The sequence below is a fragment of the Hyphomonas sp. UBA4505 genome (assembly GCF_002388685.1).
In the GTDB taxonomy this organism is placed as follows: domain Bacteria; phylum Pseudomonadota; class Alphaproteobacteria; order Caulobacterales; family Hyphomonadaceae; genus Hyphomonas.
The window spans coordinates 132,959-151,364 of sequence record NZ_DGMZ01000007.1 but is presented as its reverse complement, the minus strand read 5'-3'; the positions used below and the strand labels follow the sequence as shown (position 1 = coordinate 151,364).

General features: G+C 56.8%; 16 protein-coding genes. All 16 read left to right on the top strand.

The features are described from left to right. The 16 genes from nuoH to dnaE all read left to right on the top strand — a co-directional run bounded on the left by nuoH (position 1) and on the right by dnaE (position 18,322). A complete protein-coding gene (gene nuoH / locus B3527_RS04695; protein WP_206990502.1) occupies positions 1–1,092 on the top strand; it encodes an NADH-quinone oxidoreductase subunit NuoH in 1,092 nt (363 codons plus the stop codon). Then, on the top strand, positions 1,089–1,574 hold the full coding sequence (nuoI, locus tag B3527_RS04690; protein WP_034812285.1) for an NADH-quinone oxidoreductase subunit NuoI: 486 nt from the start codon (positions 1,089–1,091) through the stop codon (positions 1,572–1,574). The genes nuoH and nuoI overlap by 4 nt, the downstream gene beginning before the upstream one ends. Before the next feature lie 62 nt (positions 1,575–1,636). Further along, positions 1,637–2,230: an NADH-quinone oxidoreductase subunit J gene (locus B3527_RS04685; protein ID WP_114286274.1), complete on the top strand. Its 594-nt coding sequence runs from the start codon at positions 1,637–1,639 to the stop codon at positions 2,228–2,230. A gap of 3 nt (positions 2,231–2,233) precedes the next feature. Next, positions 2,234–2,542, top strand: coding sequence for an NADH-quinone oxidoreductase subunit NuoK (nuoK, locus tag B3527_RS04680; protein ID WP_034812289.1), 309 nt, complete (start codon positions 2,234–2,236; stop codon positions 2,540–2,542). 4 nt (positions 2,543–2,546) lie between these two features. Continuing rightward, positions 2,547–4,679 carry an NADH-quinone oxidoreductase subunit L gene (nuoL, locus tag B3527_RS04675; RefSeq protein WP_290478782.1) on the top strand — a complete coding sequence of 711 codons (2,133 nt, stop codon included), beginning with the start codon at positions 2,547–2,549 and terminating at the stop codon, positions 4,677–4,679. Continuing rightward, on the top strand, positions 4,679–6,178 hold the full coding sequence (locus B3527_RS04670; RefSeq protein WP_290478783.1) for an NADH-quinone oxidoreductase subunit M: 1,500 nt from the start codon (positions 4,679–4,681) through the stop codon (positions 6,176–6,178). Before nuoL ends, B3527_RS04670 begins: the two co-directional genes overlap by 1 nt. Before the next feature lie 4 nt (positions 6,179–6,182). Beyond that, positions 6,183–7,610 carry an NADH-quinone oxidoreductase subunit NuoN gene (nuoN, locus tag B3527_RS04665; protein WP_206990499.1) on the top strand — a complete coding sequence of 476 codons (1,428 nt, stop codon included), beginning with the start codon at positions 6,183–6,185 and terminating at the stop codon, positions 7,608–7,610. Further along, positions 7,607–8,344 carry a biotin--[acetyl-CoA-carboxylase] ligase gene (locus B3527_RS04660; RefSeq protein WP_290478784.1) on the top strand — a complete coding sequence of 246 codons (738 nt, stop codon included), beginning with the start codon at positions 7,607–7,609 and terminating at the stop codon, positions 8,342–8,344. Before nuoN ends, B3527_RS04660 begins: the two co-directional genes overlap by 4 nt. A 3-nt stretch (positions 8,345–8,347) precedes the next feature. After that, on the top strand, positions 8,348–9,115 hold the full coding sequence (locus B3527_RS04655; RefSeq protein WP_290478785.1) for a type III pantothenate kinase: 768 nt from the start codon (positions 8,348–8,350) through the stop codon (positions 9,113–9,115). Between the two features lie 5 nt (positions 9,116–9,120). Further along, positions 9,121–10,806, top strand: a complete 1,686-nt coding sequence (locus B3527_RS04650) for a ribonuclease J (RefSeq protein ID WP_290478786.1) — start codon at positions 9,121–9,123, stop codon at positions 10,804–10,806. A 5-nt stretch (positions 10,807–10,811) separates the two neighbouring features. Further along, positions 10,812–11,240, top strand: a complete 429-nt coding sequence (gene mce, locus B3527_RS04645) for a methylmalonyl-CoA epimerase (RefSeq protein WP_290478787.1) — start codon at positions 10,812–10,814, stop codon at positions 11,238–11,240. Next, positions 11,240–11,473, top strand: coding sequence for a DUF1467 family protein (locus B3527_RS04640; protein WP_290478788.1), 234 nt, complete (start codon positions 11,240–11,242; stop codon positions 11,471–11,473). The genes mce and B3527_RS04640 overlap by 1 nt, the downstream gene beginning before the upstream one ends. 51 nt (positions 11,474–11,524) lie before the next feature. Further along, entirely contained in the window at positions 11,525–12,844 is a 1,320-nt protein-coding gene (gene proS, locus B3527_RS04635; protein ID WP_206990493.1) for a proline--tRNA ligase, read from the top strand. After that, on the top strand, positions 12,841–14,133 hold the full coding sequence (locus B3527_RS04630; protein WP_242517302.1) for an ABC transporter permease: 1,293 nt from the start codon (positions 12,841–12,843) through the stop codon (positions 14,131–14,133). Before proS ends, B3527_RS04630 begins: the two co-directional genes overlap by 4 nt. After that, positions 14,133–14,822: an ABC transporter ATP-binding protein gene (locus B3527_RS04625; protein ID WP_290478789.1), complete on the top strand. Its 690-nt coding sequence runs from the start codon at positions 14,133–14,135 to the stop codon at positions 14,820–14,822. The genes B3527_RS04630 and B3527_RS04625 overlap by 1 nt, the downstream gene beginning before the upstream one ends. A 38-nt stretch (positions 14,823–14,860) precedes the next feature. Then, positions 14,861–18,322: a DNA polymerase III subunit alpha gene (gene dnaE / locus B3527_RS04620; protein ID WP_414651595.1), complete on the top strand. Its 3,462-nt coding sequence runs from the start codon at positions 14,861–14,863 to the stop codon at positions 18,320–18,322. Positions 18,323–18,406 lie beyond the last annotated feature (84 nt).

Sequence of the window (18,406 nt, the reverse complement as noted above, 5' to 3'; positions counted from 1 at the left end):
ATGAGCAACTACGTCGAGTCTCTCGGGCAACTTTGGGGGCCATTGCTGGTCCTCGGACAGATCGCACTGTTCACGCTCGTCCTGTTGTTATCGATCGCATTTCTCCTGCTTTTGGACCGTAAGGTCTGGGCTGGTGTGATGATGCGCAAAGGTCCGAACGTCGTCGGGCCTTTCGGCTTGATGCAGTCATTCGCCGATTTCGGAAAATTCCTGCTCAAGGAAATCGTGATTCCGGCTGGTGCGAACAAGACCGTCTTTCTCATCGCGCCAATCCTGACCTGTACGCTGGCCTTCGCAGCCTGGGCGGCGATTCCGGTTGCGCCCGGTACGGCAAGCGGCACCAGTTGGGTTATCTCGAACCTTAATGTTGGTGTGCTTTACCTGTTCGCAATCAGTTCGCTGGGCGTCTATGGCATCATCATGGGCGGCTGGGCGTCGAACTCCAAGTATCCATTCCTCGGCGCGCTGCGCTCGGCGGCGCAGATGGTTTCCTATGAAGTTTCGATCGGCTTCGTAATCGTGACCGTCATCCTGCTGGTCGGTTCGATGAACCTGACGGATATTGTGAACGCTCAGGAAGGCGGTATCTGGACCTGGCATGCCTTCAGTTTCCAGCACTTCCCGCTGATTGTCGTCATGTTCCCGATGTTCATTATCTTCTTCGTCTCAGCGCTCGCTGAGACGAACCGGCCACCCTTCGATTTGCCGGAAGCCGAATCCGAGCTCGTCGCTGGTTACCAAGTGGAGTACGGCTCAACGCCCTACCTGCTGTTCATGCTGGGCGAGTATCTTAACATCGTCCTGATGTGCGCTCTGATGACGATTCTGTTCTTGGGCGGCTGGCATGGTCCATTCGCACTGGGCGAGGAGTTCGTCCGCGACCATCCCTTCGTGAATGCGTTCGCCGGCTTGTTCTGGTTCATGTTCAAGATCCTGTTCCTGTTCATCATGTTCGCGATGGTGAAGGCGATTGTCCCTCGTTACCGCTATGACCAGCTGATGCGCCTGGGGTGGAAGATCTTCCTGCCAACCTCGCTCGTGGCGGTTCTGATTGTGTCCGGCTATGTCGTTTATCTGGGAGTTCAGTCATGAGTCTGGCTCAAACCATCCGCGGCGCGCTCCTGACCGATTTCCTCGGCGCGCTCGTCGTGGCGACAAGGGAAGTGTTCACGCGCAAGGCAACGGTGAACTATCCGTTTGAGAAAAATCCTCTTTCTCCGCGCTTCCGTGGGGAACATGCTTTGCGGCGTTATCCCAGCGGTGAAGAGCGCTGCATCGCCTGTAAATTGTGTGAGGCAATCTGCCCGGCGCAGGCCATCACGATTGAGGCTGAGCCGCGCGCAGACGGTGCCCGTCGTACCACACGCTATGATATCGACATGGTGAAATGCATCTATTGCGGCTTCTGTCAGGAGGCCTGTCCGGTCGATGCCATCGTGGAGGGGCCGAACTTCGAATTCGCCACTGAAACGCGCGAAGAGCTGTTCTATGACAAGGACCGCCTGCTCGCGAACGGAGATCGTTGGGAACGACTGATCGCCAAGAATCTGGAACTCGACGCGCCTTATCGCTAGGCCGCCGAAACTATTAACTCATGGGGCATTCTGCCCTGCAAAGAAGGGGGCCTAGTAGGGCTGTGGCAGTCATCGCTTTCTATCTGATCGCGGCCGTCGTGCTCGTATCGGCGCTGTCGGTGATCATGGCGCGCAACCCCGTTCATTCGGTGTTGTGGCTCATTCTCGCATTCTTCTCATCGGCCGGTTTGCTTGTGCTGATTGGCGCTGAGTTCCTGGCCATGCTTTTGGTCGTTGTCTATGTCGGCGCGGTTGCTGTGTTGTTCCTGTTCGTCGTTATGATGCTGGACGTCGACTTCGTCGAGCTCAAGCGCGGCACACTGAGATACTGGCCGTTCGCTGTGCTTGTCGGGATCATATTTGCCGCCGAAATCGTGCTGGCATCGGTGATCGGCACGGCAGACATGGAGACCAATTTCGATGCATCTCCGGGCGCTGAGACTAATGCCGAGGCCATAGGACAGGTAATGTATACGCAATACCTGCTGCTGTTCCAGATGGCGGGCATCATCCTGCTCGTTGCCATGATTGGTGCCATCGTGCTGACGCTGCGTCACCGTCCAGAGACCAAGCGTCAGAACATTGCCAAACAGACCTCGCGCCGTCGCAGCGATGCCTATGAATTGAAAGACCCCACTCCGGGGCAGGGGATCTAAGACATGGACCTTGGGCTTTCCCATTTTCTCGCCGTTTCGGCGGCCCTGTTTACAATCGGGGTCGTAGGCATCTTTGTGAACCGCAAGAACATCATCGTCATCCTGATGGCGATTGAGCTGATCCTGTTGTCGGTGAACCTCAACCTCATCGCCTTTGCGGTATTCAGTGGCACGATTGCCGGGCAGGTCTTCGCAATGCTGGTGTTGACAGTTGCAGCAGCCGAGGCAGCTGTTGGTCTTGCCATTCTCGTCGTCTACTTCCGCAACCGCGGTGATATCTCGGTCGAAAATGTCGACCTGATGAAGGGGTAAGGCGATGCTTCCAGATATCCTGATCCTGTACATCGTCCTTGCGCCGGGGCTCGTGGCGCTGACCGGCCTGGTGCACAAGCAGATTGGCGACAAGGTCGTCATGGGGCTGACCACTGCTGTCGTACTATCAGCAGGCGCGCTGTCGCTGATCCAACTGTTTGCCTATGTGGCAGGTCTTGGCGGTCACACGGGCACCGAGGAGCATCATGCAAGTCTTGTCGCCGCAACGACGGGCATGGAAATCAAACAGCATGTGATTACCCTCATGCCTTGGATAAGCGTCGGCGAATTCCAGGCGAATTGGGCAATCCGCGTCGATACGTTGTCCATTGTGATGATGGCGGTGATCACCGGCGTATCCGGCCTCGTGCATCTCTATTCCTGGGGATACATGAGCGAGGATCCGCACAAGGCGCGTTTCTTCAGCTATTTGTCGCTCTTCACCTTCATGATGCTCATGCTGGTCACCGCTGACAATTTCATCCAGCTGTTCTTCGGCTGGGAAGGCGTGGGTCTCGCCTCCTACCTGTTGATCGGCTTCTGGTACCAGAACAAGGCGCCGAACGACGCCTCCATCAAGGCTTTCGTTACCAATCGTGTAGGCGATTTCGGCCTTGCGCTGGGTATCATGGCCGTCTTCTTTGTATTCCGTTCAGTCGAGTTCGGTCCTGTACTGGACGCCGTGCGCAACAATGCGGCCGTTGTGCCCGTTGGCTTCACGGATGCGGCCCCGGTCCGGGACCTGGTGATTCCGTTCCTGTATTGGAATCTGAATGCGCTGGAAGTTATCGGCGTGCTGCTCTTCATTGGCGCTATGGGCAAGTCGGCCCAGTTCTTCCTGCATGTCTGGTTGCCGGATGCGATGGAAGGTCCGACCCCTGTATCGGCCCTGATCCACGCCGCAACCATGGTGACCGCAGGCGTCTATCTCGTCTGCCTCTTGTCGCCGATCTATGAGTACACATTCTACGCCGCAGGCATGATCACCATCGTGGGTGCGGTGACCGCGCTCTATGCGGCCACGGTTGGTATGGCGCAAAACGATATCAAGCGCGTGATCGCCTATTCGACCTGTTCCCAGCTTGGCTACATGTTCTTCGTGGCAGGTGTCGGCGCCTATGAAGCGGCCATGTTCCACCTCTTCACGCACGCCTTCTTCAAGGCGCTTCTGTTCCTTGGCGCTGGCTCGGTTATCCATGGCATGCACCATGAGCAGGATATGCGTCGCATGGGCGGGCTCGCCAAATTCATGCCGCTCACCTATGCGGCCATGATGATCGGGACGATTGCCATTATCGGCCTCGGTATTCCGCACACCCAGATCGGTTTCGCTGGCTTCTTCTCCAAGGACGCCATCCTGGAAAGCACTTTCGCCGCTGGCCAGTCCAAGGTCATGTTCGGTCAGGTAGCTTTCTGGTTCGGCCTGATTGCAGCCTTCCTGACGAGCTTCTATTCTTGGCGCCTGATCTACATGACGTTCCACGGTCCGAAGACGTGGGAAGCGCATGATCATCATGATGACCACGCTCATGAAGATGCGCATGCGGCTGATGGCGCACATGATCACACGCCGCATGAGAGCCCGCTCGTCATGCTGGTGCCGCTGGGGCTGCTCAGCCTGGGGGCGATTTTCGCGGGCGTTTATTTCTACGACGCGTTCGTGGACGGCAATAATGAGACGTTCTGGGCTGGCGCGATCTATCGCGCCGCAGAGAACCATGTCCTTCATGATCGTCATAATGTGCCTGAATGGGTGTTGTACGCACCGCTGGTCGTCACGATTGCCGGCTTCCTGATTGCGACGTTCACCTATTACTTCAACCGGGGTGTTGGTAAGCGTGTCGCCGACAGTGGCGGTCCGTTGCACTCGCTGTTCTACAACAAATGGTATTTTGACGAGATCTATCAGGCCACGCTCATCAAGGGCTCGGCCATGCTCGGCAATCTCTTCTGGAAGGCTGACAAAAAGATCATCGACGGCATCGGGCCTGATGGTGTTGTGGCTGTGACCAAGGCTTCGGCTGGGCGCTTGTCGAAGATGCATACCGGATATCTCTACCACTACGCATTTGTGATTATCGGTGCTGCACTTGTATTCGGCGGAATACTGTGGCTGCGCGCTGGAGGAGCCAACTAATGGGCGGTTTTCCCGTTCTTTCAGCGATGACGTTCCTGCCGCTGGCAGGTGCACTCATCATCATGCTCGTGCGCGCAGCGACAGCTGGCAGCCGAGATGCATCGTCCAGTGATGCCGAGGGGCGCACAGCGCTTCTGGCTGGCCTGATCATATCTGGCGCCACGTTCATTGCATCGCTCGCAGCATTTGGTGCGTTTGATGCGTCCCAGTCGGGCTACCAGCTGGTGGAGCAATACAGCTGGTATCGTAACATCAGCTACAAGATGGGCATTGATGGCCTGTCCATTTCGCTCATTTTGCTGACCACTTTCCTGATCCCTATCTGCCTCCTCGCCAGCTGGAACTCGATCCACAAGCGTGTGACAGAGTATGTGGTCGCCTTTCTCGTTCTTGAAACCTTTATCATCGGTGTCTTCACCGCGATGGATCTCGTCCTGTTCTATATCTTCTTCGAGGCTGGACTGATCCCAATGTTCCTGATCATCGGAATCTGGGGCGGCAAGGACAAGATCTATGCGGCGTTCAAATTCTTCCTTTATACGCTGATCGGTTCACTGCTGATGCTCGTGGCCGTCGTGTACATGTACCAGGTTGCTGGTGGTTCTGACTTCGAAATTCTGGAGAAGTATTCCTTCGATCCGAACGTTCAGACCTGGCTCTGGCTGGCCTTCATGGCGTCGTTCGCCGTGAAGTTGCCGATGTGGCCGGTCCATACATGGTTGCCGGATGCGCACGTGCAGGCACCGACTGCGGGATCCGTTTTGCTGGCAGGCATCCTTCTGAAGATGGGCGGCTATGGCTTCCTGCGCTTTTCACTGCCCATGTTCCCGGACGCGAGCCAATTGTTTCAGCCGATGATGTTCGCACTAGCGGTGATCGCGATCGTATACACATCGCTGGTCGCGTGGCGTCAGACGGACATGAAGAAACTGATCGCATATTCGTCGGTTGCGCATATGGGCTTTGTTACGCTCGGCGTGTTCGCCTTCAACGAAGCCGGCGTACAGGGCGCCATCTTTCAGATGCTGAGCCACGGCCTGATCTCCGCCGCGCTCTTTCTGATCGTTGGCGTCGTTTATGACCGGATGCACACTCGTGAAATTTCCGCCTATGGCGGATTGGTTCACCGGATGCCGGTTTATGCCACGTTCTTCATGCTGTTCACCATGGCCAATGTCGGTCTTCCGGGCACGTCTGGTTTCATCGGCGAGATCCTGACCATGGTCGGTGGCTTCCACGCTTCAACCTGGGCAGCGTTTGGCGCCGCGCTTGGTGTGATCTTTTCGGCCGTTTATATGCTCACCCTGTATCGCCGGACAGTGTTTGGAAAAATCACCAATCCTGATCTGAACACGATCAAGGACATGAACAGGATTGAATGGATCTGCATTGCTCCACTCGCAATCCTCACAATCCTGTTTGGTGTTGCACCCAATTTGATTTTCAACATTACCGAAGGTTCTGCCTTGCGCATTCTGAACCTGATGGCGGGAGGCTGATCTCGTGATTGATTTCACTGCCATGATACTGACTGTTGGGCCTGAACTCTGGCTCGTTGCGACTGCCTTGATTGGCGTGCTTGTGGGCGCCACGCTGAAGGATCGTTTCAACAGCGTATCTATCAAGTTCGGCGCTCTTGCCCTATTTGCGGCCGCCGCGTTTTCTCTGATGAACTATGAAGGAGGCGAAGCCTTCAATGGCCTCGTTCGTACGAACACGTTCGTGAACTTCGCGAAATTTGTCAGCTATGTCCTGGCAGGATTTGCGCTGCTCACATCTGAGGGTTTCCTGAAGCGGCATGGTACCATCCGGTATGAATATTCCCTGCTGATACTGCTCGCCTCCTTCGGCATGGGCATGATCCTGTCGGCGGCTGACTTGATGACGCTCTATATGGGCGTCGAAACGCTTAGTCTGTCTTCCTATGTGCTGGCTGCGTTTCATCGGGATTCTGCCAAGGCGTCCGAAGCTGGCTTGAAGTACTTCGTTTTGGGGGCGCTTGCATCTGGCATGCTGCTGTATGGCGCATCACTCGTCTACGGGTTCAGCGGTTCGACAGAATATGCCGTGATCGCTGCAGCGGACCCATCGATCGGCATGATGTTCGGCATGGTCCTGATGATTGTCGGTCTCGCCTTCAAAGTCTCTGCTGCGCCAATGCATATCTGGACGCCGGACGTCTATGAAGGCGCGCCGACACCTGTCGTTGCGTTCTTCGCCTCCGCGCCCAAAATGGCGAGCATGGTGGTCTTCGCGAATGTCATGTTCACCATGTTTGGCGACGTGATCGACCAGTGGCAGCTGATCCTCTGCATCATTGCCGGCCTGTCGATGATTATCGGCTCGCTGGGCGCGCTGACACAGACCAACATCAAGCGTCTGCTCGGCTACTCATCGATTGCGAATATGGGCTACGCGCTCGTCGCTGTAGCCGCGGGTCCGGAATTGGGTGCGGGGCCTTTGCTGGTCTTCATGACGCTGTACGTAATTGCGTCGCTTGGCCTGTTCATGGGCGTGCTTGCCATGCGTCGTAAAGGCGGAATGGTGGAAGGAATTAACGAGCTTGGTGGTTTGATGCGCAAGCGCCCCGTGCTGGCGATAGCTCTTTCCATTCTGATCTTCTCAATGGCGGGTCTTCCACCGTTCGGTGGATTCTTTGGAAAATGGGAAGTGTTGTCCGCCGGGGTTGAGGCCGGTTTGATGCCAGTCGTCATAATTCTCGTGCTCGCGTCTGTCGTATCGCTTGGCTATTATCTCCGTCTGATCAAGATCATGTGGTTTGATGAGCCAACAGAGCGTTTCGAGGCGGTCGATGGCCCCGTGACTATCACAGTTCTGCTCGCAGCGCTGATTGCCGGTATTCTGTTCCTGTTCTTCATAAGCGCACTATCAGGGTGGGCGGGCACAGCGGCTCTGGGACTTGCAGGTTGAGCTTAACCTGGCCCGTCTACCACCTTGGCGTCATAGACAGCACAAATTCCGAAGCGAGGCGACGGGCGAAGGCTGGCGATTTCGACGATTGCTGGCTTGTCGCAGAAGCTCAGACAGCTGGGCGCGGTCGTTTGCAGCGTCCATGGATCTCGCCGTCTGGAAACTTGTTTTCCACTGCGCTGTTTCATGAGCCCGGCGGCATTCCAGTAGCCTCTCGTATTCCCTTCGCCGGGGCATTGGCTGTATCTGATGTGGCTGCGCAGCTCGCTCCAGACGCCCCCGTCCGTTTGAAATGGCCCAACGATGCGCGCGTGAATGGCGCCAAGATTTCCGGCATTTTGATCGAAACCGGCGGGCAAGGCGCTGAGTTCTGGGTCGCCGCAGGCATTGGGATCAATGTGGCTTCCGCACCTGACGGCGCTGGCCAAATGGCAACATCATTGCATTCTTTAAGATGCGACGCAGTCCTGACCCCGGAAGATGTTCTGACGGCGCTTCGTGATGCGTTTGGGCGTCGTCTTGAACAAGCGCGGCAAGGATTTGAGACGTTGCGGCAAGATTGGCTGAAGGTCGCTGAGGGGCTCGGTCAGACGATCTCGGTTTCGCGAAACGGCGATCCCCTGATAGGCGTGTTGGAAGATATGGCGGAAGACGGGTCGCTGGTGCTCAGATTGCCCGATGGACGTCAGGAGATAGTCCGGGCTGGTGATGTCAGCCTGATAGGGAGTAGGTAAGCGATGCTGCTGGCAATTGATGTAGGCAACACGAACACGGTGTTCGGCATTCATGACGGCGAGACCTGGGTCAACCAGTGGCGCAGCGCGACCGATGCCACCAAGACCGCCGACGACCACGCAGCATGGTTGTGGCGGCTGGCGGACATGTATGGGATGGACTTGAAGCACATCAAAGGATGCGTGATTTCAACCGTCGTACCTCAAGCCCAGTTCAATTTTCGTAATCTTGCGCGTCGATATCTCAATCTCGAGCCCTTGTTCATTGGGGATCCCAATCTGAAAACGGGTGTTGAAGTGCGCATTCACCGGCCCGAACAGGTGGGGGCCGACCGGATTGTGAGCGCGCTCGGGGCGCACATGACCTATTCCGGCAATCTCATTGTGATTGATAGTGGAACGGCGACAACGTTTGACGTTGTGGCGGAAGATGGCGGCTTTGAGGGCGGCATCATCTCTCCCGGTATCAACCTGTCCATGCGGGCACTACATGATGCGGCGGCGCAGCTGCCACGCATCGCGATCCAGAAACCAGCCCAAGTGATCGGCCAAGACACGATCAGCGCCATGCAGTCAGGTGTCTTCTGGGGATACATCGATCTCATTGATGGGCTCGTAACCCGCATCAAGGCTGAATATGGAAAGCCCATGAAAGTGGTTGCCACCGGCGGTGTGGCCTCCCTCTTTGAAGGTGCCAGCGAAACAATAGATTATTACGATCAGGATATTACCATTCGTGGCCTGCTCGAAATCTACAAACGGAACAGTTGAGACCTATGGCAGACACGAACGGTATAGAGGACGAGCTGGTTTTCCTCCCCCTGGGGGGCTGCGATGAGATCGGCATGAACCTCAATGCCTATGGCTACGGCCCGGCGCACGACCGCCGTTGGATCATTGCCGACCTTGGTGTGACGTTCGGATCACTTGAGACGCCGGGGATCGACCTGATCTGCGCGGATCCCGAATATCTGATCGGGGAGAAGATCGACGCGGTATTCCTGACACATGCGCATGAGGACCATATCGGCGCAGTCGGCCTGTTATATCCGCGCCTGCAAACAAAGGCCCCGATCTATGCGACGCCATTCACGGCAGAGCTCGTGCGCTCGAAAATGGTTGAGCGGGGCGTGGACCCGTCCTGGCTCAAGCCGGTTGCGCTGGGCGGAACAGTTCAGGCCGGGCCGTTCGAGGTTACCTATGTCACGCTGACTCACTCAATTCCCGAGCCGAACGCCTTGGCGATCAAGACGCCGCTGGGCACGATCCTGCACACCGGCGACTGGAAGATCGATCCGGATCCCCAGATCGGATCTGCGACGGATGTCAAAGGCCTGACTGCCCTGGGGGATGAAGGCGTTCTCGCCATGGTCTGTGATTCAACTAATGTCTTCGAAGAAGGGGAGTCCGGGTCCGAAGAGTCGGTGAAGCAAGGGCTGATAGATCTGATCGCCGAGCAGAAACAAGCCGTGGCCGTGACCACATTTGCATCAAATGTGGCACGAGTGAAATCGATCGTTGAAGCTGCCGAGTCGGCGGGCCGGGCTGTATGTCTGGTCGGGCGCAGCATGCATCGCATTACGGACGCGGCAAAATCCGTCGGCATATTGCCGCCGCATATGGAATTCATTGACGAATCCGAAGCGAGCCAGATTCCCGCCGAACACATCCTGTATCTCTGTACGGGAAGTCAGGGTGAAGCGCGGGCCGCATTGACGAGAATCTCACGGCGGGATCATCGTAATGTGTCGCTCCATGAAGGCGACACAGTGATCTTCTCGTCCCGACAGATCCCAGGCAATGAAAAGGGGATTTTTGCGCTTCAGAATGCTCTGGCAGAGCAGGGCGTCAGGGTGATCACGCCGCGCATGGTGCCATATCCGATACATGTCTCCGGTCACCCTTGCCGGGACGAGCTGCGCCGCATGTACGGATGGGTGCGCCCGCAAGTATCTATTCCCGTGCACGGCGAGCGTCGGCACATCATGGAACATGCCAATTTCGCGAAATCACTGCAGGTTCCCCATGCTGTAACGCCGCAAAATGGCAGCCTGATCCGGATCGCACCGGGAAAGGCCCAGATTGTTGACGTCGTTCCAGCCGGTCGGTTGTTTCTGGATGGGGATCGGCTGGTGCCGGAAGGTGCGCAGGGAATTGAGGAACGCCGGAAGCTTTCCTGGGCTGGAATTATCTTCGCGTCCATGACGCTGGACGATGATGGAGACATACTCGACGGCCCCATCGTGTTGGCGAAAGGCTTGTCGGAAACCGATGGTCGCCTTGCTGATGAGAGCATCGAGCCGCTTGAGATCGCGGCCGAGGATGCAATTGGTCGCATGAAGAAACGCGACCGAATGGACGATGATGCAGTCGAGCGTACCGTCGGCCGCGCCCTGCGGAAGGCTTGTCTTGAAACATTTGGTCACCGTCCCGTAATAGAAGTGATCGTCCTGAGGAGTTGAAACCCGTGTCAGAGTTTAAAATTGGTCCCTTGAACCATGTCGGTGTCGCAGTGCCGGATCTTGAAGCCGCCTGCGAAACCTATCGGACACTCTATGGCGCCAAAGATATCACCACGCCGTTCGACATGCCGGAGCAGGGCGTAAAGGTCTGTTTCGTCAATCTACCGAATAGCCAAGTTGAGCTGATCGAGCCGTTGAACGCCGAATCCCCTATCGCCAACTTCATCACGAAGAACCCGAAAGGCGGCCAGCATCATGTCTGCTTTGAAGTGGATGACATCAACGAAGCAGTCGAAGAGATGGGCAAGCGTGGTGCCACAGTCCTCGGAAAACCCCGGATTGGCGCCCATGGCACTCCCATCATTTTCGTCCACCCGAAGAATTCGAACGGTGTCCTGATCGAACTGATGGAAACCCCGAAGGAAGCCCACTGATGACCATTTTCGGCGCTGGTGTTGTCTTCACCATTGCCTGGTGGCTGTCCTTTTTTGTCGTTCTTCCGATCGGCGTGAAGGGGCAGTGGGAAGACGATTCCACGATTGACGGTACGGAAGAAGCGGCGCCGAAAAACCCCATGCTTGCCAAAAAAGCGCTTTGGGCCACGGCGGGCGCAGTTGTTCTGACAGGTCTTACAGCCATCATCGTGCCACGTTTGCTTGCGCAATAGGGGGCGCTGCGGCTAGGTGGCCTTCGTTTACCGCGCGATCACGGAGATTCCATGCGTCTGTCGAAGTATTTCCTGCCCGTATCCAAAGAAGCCCCGTCAGATGCGGCCATCGCCTCGCATCAGCTGATGCTGCGCACCGGCATGGTTCGCCAGAACGGAGCAGGCATCTACACTTGGCTGCCGCTTGGCCTACGCGTCCTCAAGAAGATTGAACAGATCGTGCGCGAAGAGATGAACCGCGCTGGCGCTGTGGAAATGCTGATGCCAACACTGCAGCAAGCTGACCTCTGGCGCGAGTCCGGTCGGTATGAAGCCTATGGCAAGGAGATGCTGCGCATCACCGACCGCCATGACCGCGATATGCTGTACGGCCCCACGAATGAAGAGCTCGTTACCGATGTGTTCCGCTCATATGTGAAGAGCTACAAGCAGCTTCCGCTGAACCTCTATCACCAACAATGGAAATTCCGGGACGAGATCCGCCCGCGCTTCGGCGTGATGCGCGGGCGTGAGTTCATGATGAAGGATGCCTATTCCTTCGACCTGACGGCAGACGATGCGCGACACTCCTATAACCGTATGTTCTGTGCCTATCTCAACACGTTCTCGCGCCTCGGCCTGACCGGTGTGCCCATGCGCGCAGATACTGGCCCGATTGGGGGCGAACTGAGCCACGAATTCATCATCCTCGCTGAGACGGGCGAAAGCGCCGTCTTCTGCGACAAGACCCTGCTGGATATGCCTGCTCCGGGTCTGGACCTGGACTTCACGTCTGACCTGACAGCAGAAGTCGAAAAGCGGACGCAATACTATGCCGCGACCGAAGAGATGCATGACGAAGCCGCCTTCGCTGAACTGCCGGAAGACCGGAAGGTCTCTGCGCGCGGTATTGAAGTCGGCCATATCTTCTATTTCGGCACCAAGTATTCCGAACCCATGAACGCAGTTGTCCAGGGACCGGACGGCCAAATGGTGCCGGTCGAGATGGGCAGCTATGGCATTGGCGTTTCGCGTCTGGTCGGCGGCATTATCGAAGCCTGTCATGACGAGAATGGGATTGTCTGGCCGGAAAGCGTTGCGCCGTTTCAGGTCGGAATCATCAATATGCGGGTCGGCGATGAGGAATGTGACACGGTTTGCGAGCAAGCCTACCAGGCACTCGAACTTGCCGGAATAGACACGCTATATGACGAGACTGATGACAGGGCTGGCGGCAAGTTCGCGCGGATGGATCTGATTGGTCTACCATGGCAGATTGTCATCGGACCACGTGGTATCAAGAACGGTGTCGTTGAAGTCAAGAATCGCAAAACGGGTGAGAAATCAGAAATGCCGCTCGCGGATGCCCTCAGCAAGGTGCGGCCCGAATGAGTGATATTCCGTCAGCCGCCGCGCCGTTTGGGAAGCTGGAGCGCACACTCGCCTGGCGGTACTTGCGCGCCAAGCGGGAGCATGGCGGTGCAAGCCTGATATCGATCATTTCCTTTGTCGGCATCTTCTTTGCGGTTGCTGCGCTGATCATCACCATGTCCATCATGAGCGGTTTCAGGGCGACCTTGCTGGATGCTTTGCTGGGCGGTCAGCCACATGTCTACGGCGTTGTTGCGTCGTATACAGAGGAAGAAGCCGAACAGATTGCGGAGACGATCTCTCTGATTGATGGTGTGTCCAGTGTCGCACCGTATATTGAAGAATATGTGCTCGTGACGGCGAATGGTCGCAAGACGGGGGCGGCCGTGCGGGCCATCCGCAAGGAAGACCTCGCCACTATGCCTTTCCTGAAGGATGGCGGGGCGGCGGCCATTGAATCCGGGTTTGGCGAAGGCAAGAATGGCGGCAATGTCGTCATGATGGGGGCATTTCTGGCTGCTGGCCGGGAAGGCCTCGGTGTCCGGCCGGGCGACAAGGTAGAGATCATTACATCGCAGACTAATGCCGGACCTCTCGGATCAACGCCGCGCAGCAAGGCCTACACTGTCGGGGACGTTTTCAAGACGGGAAGCGTTGAGCTCGACCGGCTTTATATCTTTATGCCGATGGAGCAGGCGCAGATCCTGTTTCAGTCCAAGGATCGCTACCAAATGCTGGATATCCGACTGGATGATCCGAACAAAACAGCCGCGGCCATGGAGGCCATAGCGGCAGCTACCGGCAATGCGCTTTACGTATTTGACTGGAAAAGCCAGCGCGCGGGCTATCTCAACGCATTGCAGGTTGAGCGGACCATGGTGCGTATGCTCGTCATGGTGATCATGGGTATTGCCACACTGAACATCATCGTCGGCGTTGTTATGCTGGTGAAGAACAAGACACGCGATATCGCCATCCTGCGAACGATTGGTCTTGGACGCGGCGGTGTGCTCCGTGTCTTCCTGCTCGTTGGAACCATACTTGGCACCTTGGGTGCGTTGCTTGGTATGGCGATCGGCATTCTTGTTGTCACCAACATCGATGCTGTGGAGGCTTTCATCAATCTGTTTGTGCCGGGTGAAGTTTTCGACGCGGAAGTTTACGGTCTCGAGGGCCTGCCTGCGATCCTCGATTGGGGTGAAGTCCTGCAGACCGGTCTATATGCGCTCGGCATGTCTATGCTCGTTTCGATCATTCCGGCTTGGTGGGCTTCCCGTCAGGACCCGGTCAGCGCGTTGAGGTTTGAATAATGGCCCAACCCGTTCTCGAACTTCGCGATATTGACCGGTACTACAAGACGGCCGCTGGAGAATTGCACGTTCTCAGTGGAACCAATCTACAGCTGAATGCAGGTGAGTTGGTCGGACTAGTCGGTCCATCTGGTTCCGGAAAATCCACTCTGTTGCACACTGCTGGCCTGCTGGAGCGGCCAGAATCTGGCAAGGTCATGCTGGATGGCATTGATTGCCTCGCCCTGGACGACAAGGGCCGCACGGCGATACGTCGGGCCAAGATCGGCTTCGTCTACCAGTTCCATCACTTGCTGCCGGAATTCAATGCAGCGGATAATGTGGCGATGCCTCTGATGATCGCAGGCACGAAACAATCTGCTGCGCGCGAAAAGGCCGAACACTTGTTGGGTGAAATGGGGCTTGATGAGCGCGGCCATCACCAACCCGCGCAAATGTCGGGTGGGGAGCAGCAACGCGTCGCAATTGCCCGCGCCCTGGCAAACGATCCGCGTCTTGTCATCGCCGACGAGCCTACCGGAAACCTAGACCCCGGTACGACGGAGCGCGTGTTCGCGACCCTGATAAAAATGGTTCGCGATGAGGGCGCTGCTGTGCTGGTGGCAACGCACAATCTGTCACTGATCCGCCACATGGATCGCGTCCTGACCTTGGCTGATGGCAAGCTGGTCGATTACCAGCCGGACTAAGTTGTGGAAGGCCGCGCCCGGCCTCTGGTCTGGTGGTGATGCGCGCGGCACAGTATCCTGTGAAAAGGAGATTTCCCGTGACTGAGTCGCCCTTCATTCATCTTGCCGTCCGGTCGAGCTATTCCTTGCTCGAAAGCATGATCACGCCCAAGGGCCTGAAGGCTTGGTGTGTCGAGCAGGGAATGCCTGCTGTGGCGATTACTGATCGTAACAATCTGTATGGCGCACTGGAAATCTCGCTGACGCTGACGGATGCAGGTATCCAGCCCATCATGGCATGCTGTTTCGATGTGACAGACGGTATGCCAAAGAGCGAACCGACACGGGTGTCGCTCTATGCGCAGAACGAGATAGGCTACAAGCGCTTGATGCTGTTGTCGTCGCGGGCCTATTTGGACGCAGCCGACGGTGTGCCAAAGCTTTCACGGGAGTTGTTGCTGGACAAAACAGACGGGTTGATCCTGCTGACCGGCGGCGCGGAAGGTGAAGTCGCGCGCCATCTTTTGAAGGCTCGTATCGCGGACGCTCGGACCGAACTCTCCACGCTTGCTTCGGCTTATCCGGGGCGCTGCTATGTAGAGATCACGCGTCATGGTACCGAAGATGAGTATGCTTGCGAAGAGGGGTTGATTGACCTCGCCTATGAACTGGGCTTGCCGCTGGTAGCGACGCATGATGCCCGGTTCATGAAGCCGTCGGACGCCAAGGCACACGACGCAATGATGTGTATTTCGAATGGCCAGTATTTGGGCCAGGAAGATCGCAAGCGTGTCGATGCATCCCAATATCTCAAAACAGCTGAAGAAATGCGGGAATTGTTCGCTGACATTCCCGAAGCCATTGCGAACACGTTTGAAATCGCCCAGCGCTGCGCGGTAAAGGCAGAGACGCACCAGCCCATCCTGCCGAACTTTTCGAATGAAGGACGTTCGGAATCAGAAGAACTCCGCAAGCAAGCCCTGGAGGGGTTGGAATACCGTCTTGGCGCGGCGGACAAGCTGTATGCCGAGCGGGATACCTATTTTGAGCGGCTTGACTACGAACTGACGATCATCGAGCGCATGGGGTTTCCCGGCTACTTCCTGATTGTTTCCGACTTTATCAAGTGGGCCAAGGACAATGGCATCCCGGTGGGGCCGGGGCGGGGTTCCGGTGCGGGCTCGCTCGTCGCTTGGGTGCTCCTGATCACAGACCTTGATCCGCTCCGCTTTGATCTACTCTTCGAACGCTTCCTGAATCCCGAACGTGTGTCGATGCCGGATTTCGATATCGATTTCTGTCAGGAACGTCGAGGAGAAGTCATCCGCTATGTGCGCGACAAGTACGGTGCCGACTCCGTCGCCATGATCATCACATTCGGTACATTGCAGGCCAAGGCTGTCGTCCGCGACGTCGGCCGCGTTATGCAGATGCCATATGGTCAGGTCGATCGGCTTGCCAAGCTGATCCCATTCAATCCCGCCAATCCGCCCAAGCTGCAGGATGCAATCGACGACGAGCCAAAATTTCAGGATGAAATTGACGCTGACGAGCGTGTTGGGGAATTGCTCGAAGTCGCATTGTCGCTGGAAGGCAAGTACCGAAATGCGGGCACGCACGCAGCGGGTGTTGTGATCGGCGACCGGCCGCTGGTCGAGCTCGTGCCGCTCTACAATGATCCGAGGGCGGATCTTCCGGCAACCCAGTTCAACATGAAGTACGCTGAAATGGCGGGGCTGGTGAAGTTTGACTTCCTCGGACTGAAAACCCTGACCGTGATCGACCGGGCGCTCAAGCTGATCCGACGGGACGGCCGGGATGTCGGGCCGGAATGGCAAAGCCTGGATGATCAGGCCACATACGACCTCATGGCAAGCGGCGAGACGCTGGGCGTGTTTCAGCTCGAAGGCGCCGGGATGCGGGATACGCTCAAGAAGGTGCGTCCGCACAATCTTGAGGACGTCATCGCCATCATCTCACTCTACCGCCCCGGTCCGATGGAAAACATTCCGGTTTATGTCCAGGGCAAGGAAGACCCGTCCTCCGTTGTCTATCAGCATCCGGACCTGAAACCTGTCCTTGAGGCCACCTATGGCGTGCCTGTTTATCAGGAGCAGGTCATGCGGATGGCGCAAGAGATCGCTGGCTACTCCCTCGGCGAAGCCGACCTTCTGCGTCGCGCCATGGGTAAGAAGAAAGTCGAGGAGATGATCGCCCAGCGGAAGCGTTTTGTCGAAGGTGCGGCTGAGCAAAAGGGCATGGAAGAGAAGCTCGCCAACGACATCTTCGATACGATGGAGAAGTTCGCCGGCTACGGTTTCAACAAATCTCACGCGGCGGCCTATGCGTTGATCGGTTACCATACGGGCTACCTGAAGCGGCATTTCCCTGTCGAATTTCTCGCCGCTTCGATGAGTCTTGATATCGGCAACACTGACAAGCTCGCGGCCTTCTTCCAGGAAGCCAAGCGACTGAAAATTCCGGTTCTGGCTCCTGATGTAAACACTTCTTCGGCAGACTTCGATGTGCGTGATGGCGCGGTCGTATATGCGCTCGGCGCACTGAAGGGCGTCGGGCTTGAGGCCATGAAACATGTCGTCGAGATACGGGACAAGGATGGTCGCTTTGCGGATCTCTACGACTTCGCTGAACGCGTCGATCCGAAACATGTGAACAAGAAAGCGTTTGAATCGCTTTCCAAGGCCGGCGCATTCGATGGCATGGAGCCGAACCGCGCCAGAATGCTGGAGTCAGCGCCGCTGCTGGCAAATTTGGCGGTTAGTGCAGCCCAGGACCGACAAGGCGGGCAGGGCGGTCTGTTTGCCGAGGCCGAACCTGCACTAAGGCCGGTGCTGCCGAAAACCAGGGCCTGGAATGGTCAACAGAAACTGGATCAGGAGTTCAAGTCGATCGGGTTCTACTTCTCTGGCCATCCCCTGGATGACGTGCTTGAGGGATTGGACCGCGAACGCGTGACCCTGGCCATGGAGGTGCAGGATCGTGCCTCGGACGGCAAGCCGCTCGAGATGATCGGCGTCGTCCGCGCGCGTAGCGATAAACCTGCGCGCAATGGCGGCAAGTTTGCGTTCCTGACGCTTTCCGACCCATCTGGCGAAGTCGAGATGATGGTTTTCCCGGAAACCTTGTCCCAAAATTACGATCTGCTTCAGGTCGGCAATGCGGTGGCGATCACCGTTGGGGTGAAACGAAACGCCGAAGAAATCAAACTGAACGCTGAACGGGTACTGAAGCTTGAAGCAGCCAGATTGTCGAAGGCGATGGGGGCGCTCAAGATTCGACTCGCTGTTGGCGCATATGTTGGCGATCTGGCGGGAGTGGTTGGCCATCTTGCAAAGCTTCAGGACCTTGAACAGGGCGAACTCCTGATCGAAATGCCACTGGAAGACGGCCGGGTTGTCACCATGAAGCTGCCGGCAACTTACACGATTGGCCTGAGTGCACAGCGGGCCCTGAAAGAAGCGCCCGGCGTGGAGCGCGTCGAGCCCCTCAAGGCTGCCTGACAAAAGCCGCGCCAGAACTCTTGCAGGCATCGGCATTTTCTGTATAAGCCGCCACATCAGAAACCAGTTCACGGGTGCATCCGG